The 16639-nt window shown below is 55.2% G+C and carries 14 protein-coding genes; 6 read left to right on the plus strand and 8 right to left on the minus strand.

Annotated features, from left to right (window positions below; all coding sequences use genetic code 11):
• Positions 1–83: 83 nt before the first annotated feature.
• The 4 genes from TH2_RS18690 to TH2_RS18705 form a co-directional block, all read right to left on the minus strand.
• Entirely contained in the window at positions 84–1412 is a 1329-nt protein-coding gene (locus tag TH2_RS18690; RefSeq protein ID WP_008892011.1) for an FMN-binding glutamate synthase family protein, read from the minus strand.
• 66 nt (positions 1413–1478) lie between these two features.
• Positions 1479–2165: a GltB/FmdC/FwdC-like GXGXG domain-containing protein gene (locus TH2_RS18695; protein WP_008892012.1), complete on the minus strand. Its 687-nt coding sequence runs from the start codon at positions 2163–2165 to the stop codon at positions 1479–1481.
• 84 nt (positions 2166–2249) lie between these two features.
• Entirely contained in the window at positions 2250–3146 is an 897-nt protein-coding gene (locus tag TH2_RS18700) for a class II glutamine amidotransferase (RefSeq protein WP_008892013.1), read from the minus strand.
• A 118-nt stretch (positions 3147–3264) separates the two neighbouring features.
• Positions 3265–3969, minus strand: coding sequence for a helix-turn-helix domain-containing protein (locus TH2_RS18705; protein WP_008892014.1), 705 nt, complete (start codon positions 3967–3969; stop codon positions 3265–3267).
• A 394-nt stretch (positions 3970–4363) separates the two neighbouring features.
• Between TH2_RS18705 and TH2_RS18710 the strand changes: the two genes are divergently transcribed.
• The 5 genes from TH2_RS18710 to TH2_RS18730 all read left to right on the plus strand — a co-directional run bounded on the left by TH2_RS18710 (position 4364) and on the right by TH2_RS18730 (position 9636).
• The gene (locus TH2_RS18710; protein ID WP_008892015.1) at positions 4364–5497 is read left to right on the plus strand and encodes an aminomethyl transferase family protein; all 1134 of its coding nucleotides are present in this window, start codon (positions 4364–4366) and stop codon (positions 5495–5497) included.
• An 81-nt stretch (positions 5498–5578) separates the two neighbouring features.
• Positions 5579–6190 carry a dimethylamine monooxygenase subunit DmmA family protein gene (locus TH2_RS18715; RefSeq protein WP_008892016.1) on the plus strand — a complete coding sequence of 204 codons (612 nt, stop codon included), beginning with the start codon at positions 5579–5581 and terminating at the stop codon, positions 6188–6190.
• Positions 6187–7152, plus strand: coding sequence for a PDR/VanB family oxidoreductase (locus tag TH2_RS18720; RefSeq protein ID WP_008892017.1), 966 nt, complete (start codon positions 6187–6189; stop codon positions 7150–7152). Before TH2_RS18715 ends, TH2_RS18720 begins: the two co-directional genes overlap by 4 nt.
• 14 nt (positions 7153–7166) lie before the next feature.
• Complete coding sequence (locus TH2_RS18725; RefSeq protein WP_008892018.1) at positions 7167–8207, plus strand: heme-dependent oxidative N-demethylase family protein; 1041 nt, start codon at positions 7167–7169, stop codon at positions 8205–8207.
• 67 nt (positions 8208–8274) lie between these two features.
• The gene (locus TH2_RS18730; RefSeq protein WP_008892019.1) at positions 8275–9636 is read left to right on the plus strand and encodes an NAD(P)-binding domain-containing protein; all 1362 of its coding nucleotides are present in this window, start codon (positions 8275–8277) and stop codon (positions 9634–9636) included.
• A gap of 127 nt (positions 9637–9763) precedes the next feature.
• On the opposite strand, the gene TH2_RS18735 is transcribed toward TH2_RS18730, so the two are convergent.
• The 4 genes from TH2_RS18735 to TH2_RS18745 form a co-directional block, all read right to left on the minus strand.
• Positions 9764–12148 carry a trimethylamine N-oxide demethylase gene (locus TH2_RS18735; RefSeq protein ID WP_008892020.1) on the minus strand — a complete coding sequence of 795 codons (2385 nt, stop codon included), beginning with the start codon at positions 12146–12148 and terminating at the stop codon, positions 9764–9766.
• Positions 12149–12395: 247 nt separating this feature from the next.
• The gene (locus TH2_RS21505; RefSeq protein ID WP_008892021.1) at positions 12396–12560 is read right to left on the minus strand and encodes a hypothetical protein; all 165 of its coding nucleotides are present in this window, start codon (positions 12558–12560) and stop codon (positions 12396–12398) included.
• A 36-nt stretch (positions 12561–12596) separates the two neighbouring features.
• The gene (locus tag TH2_RS18740; protein ID WP_008892022.1) at positions 12597–13943 is read right to left on the minus strand and encodes an ammonium transporter; all 1347 of its coding nucleotides are present in this window, start codon (positions 13941–13943) and stop codon (positions 12597–12599) included.
• Positions 13944–14236: 293 nt separating this feature from the next.
• The gene (locus TH2_RS18745; protein WP_008892023.1) at positions 14237–15247 is read right to left on the minus strand and encodes a GlxA family transcriptional regulator; all 1011 of its coding nucleotides are present in this window, start codon (positions 15245–15247) and stop codon (positions 14237–14239) included.
• A 138-nt stretch (positions 15248–15385) separates the two neighbouring features.
• On the opposite strand from TH2_RS18745, the gene TH2_RS18750 reads away from it, so the two are divergent.
• Positions 15386–16639 carry a sarcosine oxidase subunit beta family protein gene (locus TH2_RS18750; RefSeq protein ID WP_202949030.1) on the plus strand — a complete coding sequence of 418 codons (1254 nt, stop codon included), beginning with the start codon at positions 15386–15388 and terminating at the stop codon, positions 16637–16639.

Genomic DNA, 16639 nt, shown 5'->3' on the forward strand with positions numbered 1-16639 from the left:
AGTCCCCTGACGAATTTTATGCAGTGCCAACCGTTATCCCGGCATGCCCAAAGGCACACCGGGTCTGGTGGTGCGTTGATGTTCTAGAATCCTCCCTGACCGGGAACCCAGTTGGTCCCGGCAAGCGGTACACCCGCCATGGCGGCCGCTTCGATATTCAGTGCGCAAAGATCCTCGGGTTCGAGGTTGTGCACATGATTTTTGCCGCAGGCGCGCGCAATGGTTTGCGCTTCAAGGGTCATGACCTTCAGATAGTTGGCCAGTCGCCGCCCGGCGGCAATCGGGTCAACCCGTTTCATCAGGTCGGCATCCTGTGTCGTGATGCCTGCGGGATCACGGCCTTCATGCCAGTCGTCATAGGCACCGGTGGTGGTGCCAAGTGCATTATAGTCTGCTTCCCATTTCGGGTCATTGTCACCAATCGCGACCAGGGCCGCAGTCCCGATGGAAACCGCATCCGCCCCAAGGGCAAGCGCCTTGGCAACGTCCGCACCATTGCGGATACCGCCCGATACGATCAACTGTACCTTGCGATGCATGCCCATATCCTGCAATGCTTTTACCGCCGGGCGGATACAGGCAAGGGTCGGTTGACCAACATGTTCAATGAACACTTCCTGGGTCGCCGCCGTGCCGCCCTGCATGCCGTCAAGCACGATGACATCCGCCCCGGCCTTGACGGCAAGCGCCACGTCATAATAGGGGCGTGCACCCCCGACCTTGATAAAGATCGGCTTTTCCCAATCGGTGATTTCGCGGAGTTCCTGAATTTTGATTTCAAGATCATCCGGGCCGGTCCAGTCCGGATGACGGCAGGCAGACCGCTGATCAATGCCCATCGGCAGGTTGCGCATTTCCGCCACACGATCCGAGATCTTCTGACCCAGCAACATGCCGCCACCGCCCGGTTTCGCGCCCTGACCAATGACGATTTCAATCGCGTCGGCGCGTTTCAGATCGCGCGGATTCATGCCATAGCGTGATGGCAGATACTGATAGACAAGCTGCGTGGAATGGCCGCGCTCTTCCTCGGTCATGCCGCCATCACCTGTGGTGGTTGATGTGCCCGCCGCCGACGCGCCGCGCCCAAGGGCTTCTTTTGCCGGGCCGGAAAGCGAACCAAAGCTCATACCTGCGATGGTAATCGGAATTTTAAGTTCGAGCGGCTTTTTGGCAAAGCGGGTGCCAAGTGTGACACCAGTTTCGCATTTCTCGCGATATCCTTCCAGCGGATAGCGCGACATTGATGCGCCAAGGAACAGCAGGTCATCAAAATGCGGGACCTTGCGTTTCGCACCACCACCCCGGATGTCGTAAATACCGGTTGCTGCTGCACGGCGAATTTCCGAAAGAGTGTAGTCATCAAAGGTTGCCGATTTACGCGGCGTCGTAACGGGATTTTTATAGCTCATCTTCTGATCCTGTCTTTGGGCTGACGCGCTCGGAATTTTTTTCCGTGCGGCGTTCAGCATGCCGCATCAATAGGCGTCGAAATTATCAACACTGAAGTTGTAAAGCGTTCTGGCAGAGCCATATCGCGTGAATTCTTCGGGTTTCACATCGGTAATTCCGGCATCGGCAAGAAGCTTGGTCAGAAGCTCGATATGTTCGGCCCGCATTTCTTTTTTCTCGCAATCGGCACCAAGGCTTTTGACCGTGCCGCGCACGAACAGGCGCGCTTCATACAGCGAATCACCCAGCGCATCACCGGCATCGCCCAGAACAACAAGGTTGCCCGATTGCGCCATAAAGGCCGACATGTGGCCGATATTGCCCTTAACGACGATATCGACACCTTTCATCGAAATGCCGCACCGTGACGATGCATTGCCTTCGATCACCAGCAACCCGCCGTGGGCTGTTGCCCCGGCATACTGGCTGGCATCGCCCTTGATCACGACTTTGCCCGACATCATGTTTTCCGCCACACCCGGCCCGGCATTGCCATTGACTGTGACGGTGGCTTTTTCGTTCATGCCCGCACAGTAATAGCCGACACTGCCCTTGATTGTGACATTGACCGGGGCATCAATACCGACCGCAACCGCATGTGCACCGCGTGGATTGGTGATTTCGAAATCTTCACTGGCACCACTTTTATCAAGCGCATGAAGCGCCTGGTTAAGCGCGCGCAGTTCGGTGGTTGCAAGATCAAACACTGGCATATGTGTTCCTTCCTTATGTGACCGCGATATGGATGGCGGTCGGGTCGGCGCGCGCATCGCAGCAGCCGACAGGGTTCGTGTTAATCAGTGTTCCCAGAAATAAACCGTGGCCGGTTCCGGTTCCCAGACGCGGGCGTCTTCAATGCCCGGCAGATTGACCAGTGCGCGATATTCGGACCCGAATGCGACATAGGCATCGGTTTCCGCCATCACGGCCGGTTTGCAGGCAATCGGGTCGCGGACAACGCCAAAGCCCGATTTGGTCCCCACCACAAAGGTGAAAAATCCGTCCAGGTCATCAAGCGCACTGGTCAGGGCCTCGCCCAGATTTTTGCCCTTGGCCATTTCACCCGTCAGATAGGCGGCGGCAACCTCTGAATCGTTTTGGGTTTCAAGGCGAATGCCTTCGCGCGTCAGTTCGCGACGCAGGTTATTGTGGTTTGACAGCGATCCGTTATGCACAAGGCACTGGTCCGACCCGGTCGAAAACGGGTGGGCGCCAAGGGTGGTCACCGCACTTTCGGTCGCCATGCGGGTATGGCCGATCCCGTGGGTGCCGCTCATGTCGGAAATCTTGAAGCGTTCAAGTACGTCCTTGGGTAGGCCGACTTCCTTGTAGATTTCCATGGCCGTACCCGTCCCCATGACGCGGACATTCGGGCGAAGGTCTTCAAGTGCGCTTCGGGTCGCATCGATCTGATCGCTTGAAACCGTAATCACCGCATGGGTGTTTTTGGGCAGGATGGATGCGTTTTTGATCCCGGCTTTGCGCAGGTCTTCGGTCAGTCCAGAAAAATCTGTTTCCGGTTCCGGAGACTGGATCGTGAGTTTGACCAAATCATTCTGATCTGCGCCATAAATTGCGATGCCCGCACTATCGGGACCACGGTCGGTCATGGTCACCAGCATTTCAGACAACAACGCGCCGAGCTGTGGTTCCAGACTTTTATCTTTAAGGAATAAACCAACAATGCCGCACATGGCAGGACAGTCTCCATTCTGTTTCTGAAACGGAGACTACCTGTTCGCGAATGCGGAATCAACTATGAAGAATAAAAATTTCTTCTCAGTGAATTGATGTTTTCACCGGGGTGAATGCTTATCCCCGGGCGGGATAGCAGATGATCGATAGGTAACGTATTGGAAATGAAAGAAGTTCTTCCGGTCCGTGGCGGGCATCGGCATCAAAGAACAGGCTGTCGCCTTCTTTCATGTAGTAAAGCTGATCGCCATGGCGGTAGCGAACTTCACCCTCAAGCATATAGATGAATTCCATGCCTTCATGCTGGAAGGCGGGGAAGCTGCTCGACTCCTCGGTAAGCGTTAGCAAATAGGGTTCGACCACGACACCGCTGGTGTTGTTATCGATATGACCCAGCAGGTTATATTCATGGCCTGCGCGCGTGCCGCGACGTTCAATCGCAACACCTTCGCCGGATTTCACGAACACTGCATTGCGCGGTTCTTCATAACGGCGGAAGAAATCGGTCAGCGGCACACCCAGCGCACTTGCCAGTGCCTGAAGCGAGGTCAGCGACGGCGAGGTGACGCCGTTTTCGATCTTGGAAAGCATCCCCATCGAAATCCCCGTTGCCGAGGCCAGATCGGAAATCGTAATGCCCAGCTTCTTGCGGAGCGCTCGGACTTCATGGCCGATGGCAATTTCCAGATTGTTTTCCTTGGGTTCACGAAGCGCGTGCGGGTCCTGGGTGAGGGCGGCGGGTTTGCTCTTGGTGTCCATGCCTGATCCTTGCTCGCTATTGGCGGTGGTCTGGGCGGCTTGTTTTGTTTTGCTATTTGCCATGCTGGCTTGTCCTCCGTCACCGGTTTTGTCCCGGTGCGGGTCCGCTCGTTTCTGGTTTCCTCGAACGGCCACTTGATGCGGCCTGCTTTTTTATCGGTCGTATGCGCCCGGGCTTTTACCCTTATTGATCTGCCATACGCCATAGGCATGACTTACACTGGCAGGAAATATTTATCAACTCCAGGGAAAATAAATTTCCGCAAAGGCGATATGAGGGGTGGGGATGGAAGTTGCTGCAATGCCGTGTAAAATAGCCTTTAAGGAATAAAAATTGAATAATATGAAAAATAATTATTGCGTTCGCGAACAAGATACCGCCAAAATATAGAACAAAATAAGCCGATAATAGCGCGCTGATTGTGCGCAAAGGCAATCATATCAGGAGGCCATCACTATGACTGCAAGCTGGAGATTTTCAGCCCTTGCCGATCGGCATCGCGCGCTTGGTTCCAATCTCGAAGACTGGAGCGGTATGGGCACCGCCTGGACCTATGACAAGGATTGGGACGAGGAATATATCGCGATCCGCACCAAGGCCGGGATCATGGATGTTTCGGGTCTGAAAAAGGTTCATATCACCGGCGCGCATGCATCACACGTGATCGACTATGCCACCACGCGCAATGTCGAAAAGATCTATCCCGGCAAATCGGTCTATGCCTGCATGCTTAATGATCAGGGCAAGTTTACTGATGATTGCGTGATTTATCGCATGGGGCCGAATTCATGGATGGTGGTGCACGGATCGGGCACCGGGCATGAAGAGCTGACCAAGGCGGCCATGGGCCGCGATGTATCGGTTCGTTTTGATGACAACCTTCATGATTTGTCGCTGCAAGGGCCGCTTGCGGTCGATTATCTGGCGGAATATGTGCCGGGAATTCGCGATCTGCCGTATTTCCATCACACCCAGACGCAGTTGTTTGGCGCCCCTGTGATGATTTCGCGCACCGGCTATACCGGTGAACGCGGCTATGAGATCTTCTGTCGTGGTCAGGATGCCGGAATGATCTGGGATCGCATCGTTGCCGAGGGCAAGGATATGGGCATTATTCCGACCCGCTTTACCACGCTTGATATGCTGCGTGTTGAAAGCTACCTGCTGTTTTACCCTTATGATAACTCGCAGATGTATCCGTTCGAAAATGAAGGTCCGGGCGATACCCTGTGGGAGCTTGGCCTTGATTTCACTGTCAGCCCGGGCAAGACCGGCTTCCGCGGTGCCGAGGAACATTATCGCCTGAAAGGCAAGGAACGCTTCAAGATCTTTGGCATCCTGTTTGATGGCAAGGAAGTCCCTGCCGAAGGCGCCGAGGTGTTCAAGGACGGGGCCAAGGTCGGCGTTGTGACCTGTGCGATGTATTCACCGCTTAAGGATCAGACCATGGCCATCGCCCGTCTGGCGGTGGATTGCGCCGAACAGGGTGTGAAGCTCGAAGTGACGGGTGAAAAAGGCATGCTCGGCGGAATGGCCCATACCATGCCATTTGACGACCCCAAAAAATTGAAAAGAACAGCCAAGGGTTAAGCAAGCTGACCGGGGGCTGTCAGAGGCCCCCGGATCAAACGCCTGATCCTTGAGGTTTCTGACAGAATGGGACCCGCTACCATGTCTGAGAGTCTTATCGAAGAAAGCATTCTTTCCCGTCCGACCTATGGCACGTTAAAAATCGTGCCGGGTCTGGCGCATTATTTTCTGGCCGATGCATCCGGTGCTGAATGTGTTATCCGGGTCGTACAGGAACTACCGCGCGACATGTTGGAAAAGGTACATATCCTTTATGTGCCGACCCCGGGTGAAGCCGCCCTGATTACGTCGCTTTATGCGCTGGGGGCCAAACGGTTCGAACATTTCCCGACCATCGAAGAAGCCGTCGCAAAACTCGGCGACTGGTTATCGGACGCCAAGATGGGCAGTCAGCTTTATCTCGCCGGGACCGAAGGGCTGGTCGGGCAGGGCGTTGCCAAGGGTGAGGCATGTGGGCTGGATCATACCGCCGTGCAGTGTGAGCATCGCGGTAGTCTGGCGCGGCGCGTTCAGTGTGTTCACTGCAAAACCATGATCGAGGACGTCACCACCCAGCCGGTCAAATGCCCGTCTTGTGATTTGCTGTTGCTCGTGCGTGATCACTATTCCCGACGGCTGGCGGCGTTTCAGGGTGTCTGCATCAATGCCGAAGACCCGTCTGAAGAAATCGAAATCAAGGAGGTGTTCAAATGAGTGCGTCCGATCATTTGATTCCGGTGGTTGTCAGCAACGTGGTCGAGGTCAACCCGATCATCAAACGGTTCGAGTTCAAGCACGTGAATGGCGATGAGCTGCCGGCCTTTTCGGGCGGGGCGCATATCGTTGTCGAGATGCTTGATGACGGCACGAAACGCAAAAATCCCTATTCGCTGATGAGTTCCCCGTTCGAGCGCGACCAATATTCCATTTCGGTACGCCGTGACGATACCGGGCGCGGCGGATCGAAATTTATGCATGAACAGGTGCAACCTGGCATGCAGATGAAAATCTCTGCTCCGGTTAATCTGTTCGCGCTGGACCTGCGGGCGCGAAAGCACCTGATGATTGCGGGCGGCATCGGCATCACGCCATTCATCGCACAAATGGCCCAGGCCGATAAGCTCGGCGTGCCGTTTGAATTGCACTATGCCGCGCGATCAGTATCGCAGGCCGCCTATATGGACAGCCTTGCAGATCGGTTTGGTGATCACGTGTCGTGCTATTGCGATGATCAGGGCGAAAGCGTTGATTTGGAAATGCTTTTATCCAATCAGCCCCTTGGCACGCATGTCTATGTCTGCGGCCCAAAGGGCATGATCGAACGGGTGGTTGAAACCGCGACAAGTCTTGGTTGGCCCGCAGCACACGTTCATTTCGAACACTTCCTGGCCCCGCCGGTTGGTGAGCCCTTTGATGTGCATCTGGCCAAGGCCGGGATTGATATCACGGTGGGTGCGGAGCAAAGCCTGCTTGAAGCGGTCGAGGCATCCGGAACCCCGATCAATTGCATGTGCCGGGGCGGGGCGTGTGGTCAGTGTGAAACGGTGGTTGTCGCCTGCGAGGGCGAGATCATGCACAACGACCACTGGCTTGACGAAGAACAGCGTGCGGCAAAGCAACGGATCATGCCGTGTGTTTCGCGGTTCCGTGGCAAACGCCTTGAACTTGATCTGTAAGGGGGATTTCAGTCATGACCATCCAGTTTAAGGACGAGAGCTTCCGCGGTGATTTCACCTACGCCAACAGTCCGTCAAACATCCCGCGTTTTCCGTTCCCGTTCCCGGAAGACGAATATATGTATTCGACCAATATCGAACCTCATCATGCTGCCCGTGCCGGCAGCCCGTTTGAAAATGCGTTTGATGTTGATGAACATTACGTCGCGGAAATGAAGGATCGTGCCCTAGTTTTGGCCGACGACCCCGGTCGGTGTCAGGCCCTGCCGCATATGGAAACGGCGGGGTGGGATTTCCTTGAACTGGTGATGGTATCCAAGGCGCGCGATTATCCTGATCTGTTCAAACTGACCATGGATGGCGATCGCTGGCACTGGATCAACAAGCCGCTTCAGATCGACGATACCTTTACCTTTGGTGACAGTTCAACACTGCCCTGCCATCCGATGGAATATATCGGACGCCAGGTACAAGGCGATCACGCCATCCTCGATCAGCGCGATGGCAACCTATGGATGGATGCCGGGATCATCACCGCACAGGCCGACTGGTCGCTTGATTTCGACATTGGCATGAATTTCTTTGAATGGCACGCGCCGGTTCCGCTGGCCCATGAACTGGGCGTTTTCCAGCGCGCGCTGAAGTTCCTTCTGACCTTGCCGCAAGGGCAGCCGTCACGTCGTCTGAACTGGACGCTCACGGTTAATCCGCGCCTTGATACCAGCCCGGAAAACTATCCTAAATGGGGCCCGGATCGCATGACCGTGACGCCGGAAAATATTGGCGAAAAGGTCCATCTGCGTGTGGAACTTCAGACCTTCTGGCGTCTGCCGCGTTCCAACGCGATCCTGTTTCCGATCCGTACTTATTTGATGGCAATGAACGAAGTCGTGACCCAGCCGAAATGGGCGCGTCGCATTCATCGTGTCATGCGCGATCTGCGCCCGGAACTTGTCGAATACAAGGGGCTGTCGCGCTACCACCCGATCCTGGTCGAGTGGCTTTCACAATTTGACGACGGCGCGCCGACGTCACCGGGGATATTCCCCGACTAAGCAAGAACGAACCGGCAGAAAGCCGGACGGAGGAGACGCATAACGCTTTTATTGGGGATTTGAGGCTATGACACTTCGTGTTGCAATTATTGGCGCCGGTCCGTCAGGCATGGCGCAGATGCGTGCATTTCAATCTGCAGCAGCCAAAGGGGCCGAAATCCCCGAAATCGTCTGTTTTGAACGTCAGGAAGACTGGGGTGGTTTGTGGAACTACACCTGGCGCACCGGTCTTGATGAATATGGCGAGCCGATCCACGGATCGATGTATCGCTATCTGTGGTCAAACGGCCCGAAAGAGTGCCTGGAATTTGCCGATTACACCTTCGAGGAGCACTTCGGCAAACCCATCGCATCCTATCCGCCGCGTGCTGTGATCTGGGATTACATCAAGGGGCGCGTTGAAAAGGCCAATGTGCGTTCGTGGGTGCGTTTCAGAACCCCGGTCCGCACGGTCGAGTTCAATGAAGACAGCCAGACCTTTGCGGTGACATCACATGATCTGAAAAATGATGTGGTTTCGACCGAGGAATTTGATCATGTCATTGTTGCCAATGGTCATTTCTCGACGCCGAATGTGCCGGAATTCCCGGGCTTTGATACCTTTGGCGGGCGCGTTCTGCATGCCCATGATTTCCGCGACGCGCTGGAATTCAAGGGCAAGGATATCCTGCTGATTGGGACGTCCTATTCGGCCGAGGATATCGGATCGCAATGCTATAAATATGGCTGCAAATCCGTCACGGTCAGCCACCGGACAAACCCGATTGGCTTTGACTGGCCCGATAACTGGGCCGAAGTCCCGCTTCTGACCAAGGTTGATGGTAATACGGCCTATTTCAAAGATGGTTCGTCACGCGAGGTGGACGCGATCATTCTGTGCACCGGCTATCAGCATTACTTCCCGTTCCTGACCGATGATTTGCGTCTTAAGACCGATAACCGTCTGTGGCCGCTGGGCCTGTATAAAGGTGTCGTCTGGGAAGAAAATCCGAAGATGATGTATCTCGGCATGCAGGACCAGTTCTTTACCTTCAACATGTTTGATGCCCAGGCATGGTTTGCCCGTGACGTGATCATGGGACGCATTCCGCTGCCATCGAAGGATGAAATGAAGGCCGACAGCCAAGCCTGGCGTGATCGCGAAGAAGGTCTTAAGGACGATCATGACATGATCTGGTTCCAGGGTGACTACACCGCCCATCTGATCGAAATGACGGATTATCCGATGTTCGATATCGAAGGGGTGAACAAGACCTTCGAGGAATGGGAACATGACAAGGCCGATGACATCATGGGCTATCGCAACAAGTCCTACCGGTCGCTGATGACGGGCAATATGTCACCGGCCCATCACACGCCATGGCTTGAAGAGCTTGATGACAGCCTTGAGGCCTATTTGCAGATCGAAAAGAAAACGGCTGCCGAATAGGCAGCCGACGATCAACGCTTTCAAAGAAGCGGGCGCAAGCCCGCCGTCTCCCTTAACCAAACTCGCAGTCACCCCCACAGTCGCCATGACTGCGGGGTTTCTTTTGCAAGGCTTTAAGCCGCGGGTTTCAGGACCGTGGCTTTTCCTTTTTGGGGTCATAGTGCGGGAAGGCGGTGATGGTCGCAGGCAGGCGCACCATATGACCATCAAGCTTGCCAATCTCGACCTCGGTCCCGATATCAGCATGCGCGATATCTACCCGGGCAAGGGCGATATTCTTGCCCAAAATTGGCGATCGCATCGCACTGGTGATCACGCCGATTTGCGCACGGCCGATATGGACGCAATCGCTATGACCGACCGTGACATTGCCATCAATCTCGATCCCGACCAGCTTGTGCGATGGGTGTTCCTTGCGCCGGATCAGGGCGTCACGACCAATAAAATCATCTTCCTTGGATTTCAGCGGCACGGTAAAGCCGATGCCTGCTTCAAACGGATCGGTCTGATCGGAAAACTCGTAATCGGCAAAGATCAAACCGGCCTCGATCCGGACCATATCAAGGGCGGCCAACCCCATCGGGGTCAGGTCGTGTGGCTTGCCCGCTTCCCAGACGGCGTCAAAGACGGTATTGGCGTCCTTGGGGTGGCACCAGACTTCATAGCCCAGTTCGCCGGTATAGCCTGTGCGCGAGACGACAACGGGTGCACCTTTGGCGTCCCCGATCCGGCCGATGGTGAATTTGAACCACTCGACCTCATCCATGGATGGCTGATGCGGGGGCGTCCAGATCACCTCGCGCAGGATGTCTCGGCTTTTGGGTCCCTGAACGGCGATGTTGTGCATCTGATCGGTTGATGAACGGATCAGGACCTGCAGGCCAAGTTTTTCCGCCTGTTCGCGCAGCCACACCCCACTATAGTCATCGCCGCAAATCCAGCGGAAGTTGTCCTGCCCCAGACGCAGCAGCGTGCCATCGTCAATCATTCCGCCGTGTGGATAGCACATCGCGGAATAGACGACCTGCCCGATACCAAGTTTTTTGACATTGCGCGTCAGGCAATATTGCATCAGCGTTTCGCTGTCCGGGCCGGTAATTTCGAACTTGCGCAAGGCAGACAAATCGATCACCACGGCCTTTTCCCGGCAGGCATAATATTCTTCGATCATGCCGTGGCCGGTATATTCATGGGCCAGCCAGAAACCCTTATATTCGACGAAGTTGCGGGTCAGTTCGCTTGTACGCGGTTGGAAGGCGGTTTCTTTGGTCATTTTCGCTTCGGCCTCTGCAGTCGGGCGCCAGGCAACGGCATGGGAAAACTTCTCTTTGCCGTCATAGCTTCGGATATGGATATCGGTCGGTTTCCAGGCATTGGCCGCTGATGTGTCATCCGGGCAGGCCGATGAAACACAAACCAGATCGGTCATCGCGCGCAGCAACACATAATCACCCGGACGCGACCAGGGCTGATCGGCAAACATCACGCCGTGATCATCAATACCGGTATTGAAGAAGAAATTGATCGCCATCCATCCCGCACGCGGATCAACGCCAAAGTGCGACAGCGCACCATTGAAGTTATCCGTGCAGTTCACGTGGCCGGGATAGCCGATATCGTCGTAATATTTCGCCGCACAGGCCATGGCAAAGGCGTCATGGCGCCCGCAGGTATCCTGAACGACCTCGACCAGCGGATCCATGTCCTGATCAAAATACTTCCCGTGCAGGCCGGGCATTGGATAAGCATGGCCCATCAATGTGCGCGTGGTCGTTACATCCAGCGGGTTCTGAATACCGCGATCAAGTTTGCGCGCATCAAAGCACTGAAAATCGGTGCATTGCCGTCCATCGACATCGAGAATCTGTATGTAATCACCCGCCTTGATTTCATAGGCCTCGGCGGTGGAGGAGTGCACACGTAAATCCACGACCGGATCGGCCAGTGGATCGGGCAGGGCGAAGCTGTAGGTATCGTGATGATGGGCGCGCTTGATCAGGGCGGTGATCGGTGTTGCCGTGTTATGCGCATCAATCTGCATCAAGGGGGCCGGGGCGGCAATGATGACAAAGCCATCAAGCTGCACGGTTAGTTCAACCGTATCGCCCGGCGGGCTGGCATTGCCAAAAAGACGGTGCGCAAGGCACGCTTCCAGTTTGATGTCACGTTTACGCAAGGTCTGGGCGAAACGCGCAAGGCTGTCATCAAAGGGATCTGATAGCAAATCCATCAGGCCTTTGGGTGCGCCATGAGCGAGGGGTTCAAAAATCTCGGGCCGTGGGGCGCCACTTGGTGTCAGACCAATCAGTTCGACCGATTGCATGCCTTCACAGTTGCGCAGTGCCAGTTGGTCGCCTTCGCGGACCGCAATCATGACCGCACCACGTCCGGGAATTTCATAGCGTTCGCGATTGCGCGCCATGGCGGTGCGTCCGGCATTGATAATGCGGCTGGGACGGGCGGCGCGAACAGAATGGGGATAGGTTTCCGGCGTTCGGGCGAGATCGATCATTGTGGCCTCGTGCAGTGAATGATCTGAAAGCGGCGGGAAGTCTGATGGCCCGGACAAGCAGGATCAGAGTTTGGCCTGTTGTCCCATATGGGCATGCCGGTCAGGCGTGCCAGAAGTAATTCCTGATATTTGGTCTTTGGCAGAAAGGCAGAGAGGCCAGTTTTGATACTGGCCTCTCGCTGTGTCGGTTGAGCGAAGCAGCACCTTAAGGGTTCAGGGCAGAATGGTCCTGCTTCACACAATCAGATTACATGTCTTTGTATGCTTTGTTCTCGTGAATGGCCATCGAAGCGATGGTCCAGACGCACACGCCAATACCAACAAGCGTGAGAGCCACGAGCAGAGCCGGTTTGTCAGCAAAGGTGAAGTAAGCCTCTGCACCTTCCCAGCTGGTAATCGGAGCTGTGTTCATGTTTCAGTTTCCTTGTTTCGATGTGTCAGAACGAACTTACTCAGCCGGGGTCGGCGAAGTCGGATCGTTGGTGAACGCAGCCGGAACAGAGCTTTCCGGATATGCGCTTACCGGAACTTCAGCCTTGTCGAGGCCAGCCAGCTCTGCGTTTTCAGAAACGCGCAGCAGACCAACAACCTTCAGTACCAGGGACAGAACGTAACCCGGTGCGAAGCCAAGGATCATGAAGACGACAGCACTTGAAAGCTGACCAACGAACGAGATCTCCGGACCGGCAACGTTCTGGTAACCAGAAGCGAAGATGCCAGCCATAACCAGACCCCAGACGCCGCCAAAGCCGTGAACAGCAACTGCACCAACCGCATCGTCGATTTTGAATTTCTCGACGAGGATGTCGTTGAGTTTCGGCATGACGCAACCGCCGCCGAAGCTGATCAGGAAGGCAAGACCCGGATAGTACAGGTCAAGTGCCGGAGCAGAAGAGATCACACCGATCAGGGCACCGGACATCATCCAGAACGGATCACGGGTAACCAGATACGCACCGATCATGCCGCCTGCAACGCCCATCAGGGTGTTGAATGCGAATGCCGACAGGGTTGCCGGGGTGTTGTAGATGGTCATCCAGGTGTCGCCGGTATAGATGATGCAGCCGCCAAGGAAGCCGAAGAAGCCCATAACGATGAGCATCAGGCCAATCAGCGACATCGGCATGTTGTGACCGTCGATGTTGTTGACCGTACCATCGGCATTAAAGCGACCGATACGCGGACCAAGGTTGATCAGAACACCAAGGGTGAAGAAACCAGCGATGGTGTGAACGGCACCCGCCGCACCAACGTCATGCAGGCCCCACTCGGTGGTGAGCCAACCATCCGGGTGCCAGCCCCAGGATGCGCCGAAGACCCATACAACCGCACCCAGGAAAAGGGCGAGGATGGTGAAGCCGGAAATACGGATACGTTCGATCACCGAGCCCGACATGATCGAGGCGGTGGTTGCTGCGAACAGCGTGAAGGCCGCATAGAAGATACCCGACGCGTTATCGGTCAGGTTCGGACCCATATATTCGCTCCAGGGCAGGCCTGCCTCGGAACCGTCGGAAATGGTGAAGCCCGTCGGGAACGCAAGATAGATCCACCAGCCGATATAATAGAAGGCCGGGATCAGGAATGCGAAAGCGATCAGGTTTTTCATGCCGGATGCCAGCGCGTTCTTTGCACGCGATGCACCCATTTCGTACGCAAGGAAGCCAGCATGAATTGCAAGCATCAGTGCAGTACACCACCAATAGAATACTTCGGAATTGATGGTCGTTGCCATGCTGAGCGATGCTTCAAGGCTGTCCAGCCTTGCCATCAACTCTGGTACGGATTGTTCCATTTTAGTCTCTCCATCACATAATGCCCCCCGATGGACATTCCTTTTATTAAAAATCAATTCCCTATAGTGAACAAGTTCTAATGTGTTTTTTATTGTGCGTCGCAAAAAATATAACAAAAACAGAACTTTAGAAAATTACAAATTCAAATGCACGGGATTTTGAGTAAAAAATAGACGTCATGAATCACTGCATATCAATTATGCAGATTCGCGGAGTTGTGCCGATTCTGTCGATTTCTCGTGTGGGGATATGCATCCCTCGGTTGGATAGGTTCCGGGGATTTGGGGTGGCGTCAGATGCCGCGTACCGCGCTTGGCTTCACACCGTAAACGGTTTTGTAGCTACGCGAAAAATGGCTGCTGTTGGAAAAGCCGGTGGCAAAGGCAATCTCGGAAATGGTCAGGGCACTTTGGGTCAGAAGCTTGTGCGCATGTTCAAGCCGCACCTGCCGATAGGTTTCAAGGAACGACTTGCCCAGATGCTGATCAAACAGGCGATCAAGCTGGCGGGTTGAAAGCCGTGCAAAGCGGGCCATTTCGCCGCGGGTTTTCGGATCCTCGATGGTGGTTTCCATCTTTTCGAGGACCCGAAGCAATGCCGGATGATGCAGATTATAGCGTTCGGCAAGCGATGCTCGCTGCGGTCCGCCCGATTGTCCGACCTGGGTGTGCAGATACCAGTCCGATACCCTTGTGGCAAAATCCGATCCAAGGTTTTCGGCAATCATGGCATGCATCATGTCAATTGGGGCGACCCCGCCGCCGCACGTAATGCGATCGCCATCAATGACAAAGCGCGCACGCTCGGGTTCCAAATCGGGAAAAGCTTCGATCAGAGCCGGGGCATGTTCCCAGTGAATGGTGAATTGCCGCTGTCCCAGAAGGCCCGCGGCCGCCAGAACATAGGCCCCGCTTGAAATACCCCCCATGCGCACGCCCCAGCGGGCCAGTTTGCGCAAATTGCCCAGCATGCCCGGCGCTTGCCATTGCGATGGATGGCCCCCGGCGCAGACAAACAGGGTGTGCAGGTTGGTCGGGGCCTGCGCAAGCGGGGTGGTCGGGACCATGGTCCCGGATGAGGACAGGACATTTCCACCCGTCGCCGAATAATTCAGAACCTTGTAGATCGGCTGACCCGCCAGAAGGTTGGCGGCACGCAGCGGCTCAATCGCCGAGGCATAAGACATCAACGCAAAATCAGGCAGCAACATGAAACCGATATGCTGGGTGGCCGGAACCGGTTTGGCATCAAGTTGCCCGGTACGCGGGGGGCGTGTGGTTCTGTTTTGGGTTTCTGAGCTCATGACGCCGGTATCCCGCGTTGGGCGACAATAATATCGTGATGTCGCATTTGTGTTATTGGATGTCTTTAATAGACAAGCTGCAATTCGCACCTCTGTCAAGATTGCTGGGTACCCGATGTGGGCAACAGCGAAAGATCGATGATGCGTTATTCAGCCCTGTCATTGCTTGGCAATGCATTTTCCAAGAACAAGAACTGGAAGCCGGCCTGGCGCAATCCGGACCCGAAACCACATTACGATGTGATCATCATCGGCGGTGGTGGGCATGGATTGGCAACCGCCTATTACCTTTCCAAGGTGTTTGGCGTGCGCAATGTTGCCGTGCTTGAAAAGGGCTATCTTGGATCCGGGAATATCGGGCGGAATACGACAATCATTCGATCCAACTACCTGCTTGAAGGCAATAACCCGTTCTACGAATTTTCGATGAGGCTGTGGGAAGGTCTTGAACAAGATTTCAATTTCAACGCCATGGTCTCCCAGCGCGGCGTGATCAATCTGTTTCATTCCGATGCCCAGCGCGATGCCTACACGCGCAGGGGCAATGCCATGCGCCTGCACGGGGTGGATGCGGATCTTCTTAACCGTGATCAGTTGCGCGAAAAGCTGCCGTTTCTGGATTATGAAAATGCCCGGTTCCCGATCATGGGCGGGCTGATGCAGGCGCGCGGCGGCACGGTGCGCCATGATGCCGTTGCGTGGGGCTTTGCGCGCGGGGCTGATCAGAACGGCGTTGATATCATCCAGAATTGCGAAGTCACCGGCATTGACCGCGATGGCGATCAAATCACCGGGGTTCAGACCACACGCGGTGCGATCACGTGTAACAAACTGGCCATGGCAGTGGCCGGCAGTTCAAGTCATGTCGCCAAAATGGTCGATATGCGCCTGCCGATTGAAAGCCATGCGCTTCAGGCCTTTGTGTCGGAAGGATTGAAACCGTTTATCGATAGGGTGGTGACCTTTGGCGCGGGGCATTTTTATGTGTCGCAATCCGATAAGGGCGGTCTGGTGTTTGGTGGGGATATCGAAGGTTATAACTCCTACGCCCAGCGCGGGAACCTAGCGTGCGTGGAACATGTGGCCGAGGCCGGTATGGCGATGATCCCCGCACTCTCGCGGGTGCGTATCCTGCGCAGTTGGGGCGGGATCATGGATATGAGCATGGATGGATCGCCGATCATGGATCGCACCCATCTGTCGAACCTCTATTTCAATGGTGGCTGGTGCTATGGCGGGTTCAAGGCGACCCCGGCGTCGGGCTATTGCTTTGCCCATTTGCTGGCGAACGATACGCCGCATGAAACCGCAACCGCGTTTCGCATGGACCGCTTTGCACGCGGGTATCTTCTGGATGAAAAGGGCGTTGGCGCCCAGGCGAACCTGCATTGA

It is taken from the genome of Thalassospira profundimaris WP0211 (assembly GCF_000300275.1).
GTDB lineage: Bacteria > Pseudomonadota > Alphaproteobacteria > Rhodospirillales > Thalassospiraceae > Thalassospira > Thalassospira profundimaris.

Coding starts and splice junctions, on each gene's coding strand:
- TH2_RS18705 (WP_008892014.1), bottom strand. CDS start 3,969: ATGGCAAATAGCAAAACAAAACAAGCCGCCCAGACCACCGCCAATAGC.
- TH2_RS18740 (WP_008892022.1), bottom strand. CDS start 13,943: ATGGAACAATCCGTACCAGAGTTGATGGCAAGGCTGGACAGCCTTGAA.
- TH2_RS18735 (WP_008892020.1), bottom strand. CDS start 12,148: ATGATCGATCTCGCCCGAACGCCGGAAACCTATCCCCATTCTGTTCGC.
- TH2_RS18725 (WP_008892018.1), top strand. CDS start 7,167: ATGACCATCCAGTTTAAGGACGAGAGCTTCCGCGGTGATTTCACCTAC.
- TH2_RS21505 (WP_008892021.1), bottom strand. CDS start 12,560: ATGAACACAGCTCCGATTACCAGCTGGGAAGGTGCAGAGGCTTACTTC.
- TH2_RS18745 (WP_008892023.1), bottom strand. CDS start 15,247: ATGAGCTCAGAAACCCAAAACAGAACCACACGCCCCCCGCGTACCGGG.
- TH2_RS18710 (WP_008892015.1), top strand. CDS start 4,364: ATGACTGCAAGCTGGAGATTTTCAGCCCTTGCCGATCGGCATCGCGCG.
- TH2_RS18700 (WP_008892013.1), bottom strand. CDS start 3,146: ATGTGCGGCATTGTTGGTTTATTCCTTAAAGATAAAAGTCTGGAACCA.
- TH2_RS18750 (WP_202949030.1), top strand. CDS start 15,386: ATGATGCGTTATTCAGCCCTGTCATTGCTTGGCAATGCATTTTCCAAG.
- TH2_RS18690 (WP_008892011.1), bottom strand. CDS start 1,412: ATGAGCTATAAAAATCCCGTTACGACGCCGCGTAAATCGGCAACCTTT.
- TH2_RS18720 (WP_008892017.1), top strand. CDS start 6,187: ATGAGTGCGTCCGATCATTTGATTCCGGTGGTTGTCAGCAACGTGGTC.
- TH2_RS18730 (WP_008892019.1), top strand. CDS start 8,275: ATGACACTTCGTGTTGCAATTATTGGCGCCGGTCCGTCAGGCATGGCG.
- TH2_RS18715 (WP_008892016.1), top strand. CDS start 5,579: ATGTCTGAGAGTCTTATCGAAGAAAGCATTCTTTCCCGTCCGACCTAT.
- TH2_RS18695 (WP_008892012.1), bottom strand. CDS start 2,165: ATGCCAGTGTTTGATCTTGCAACCACCGAACTGCGCGCGCTTAACCAG.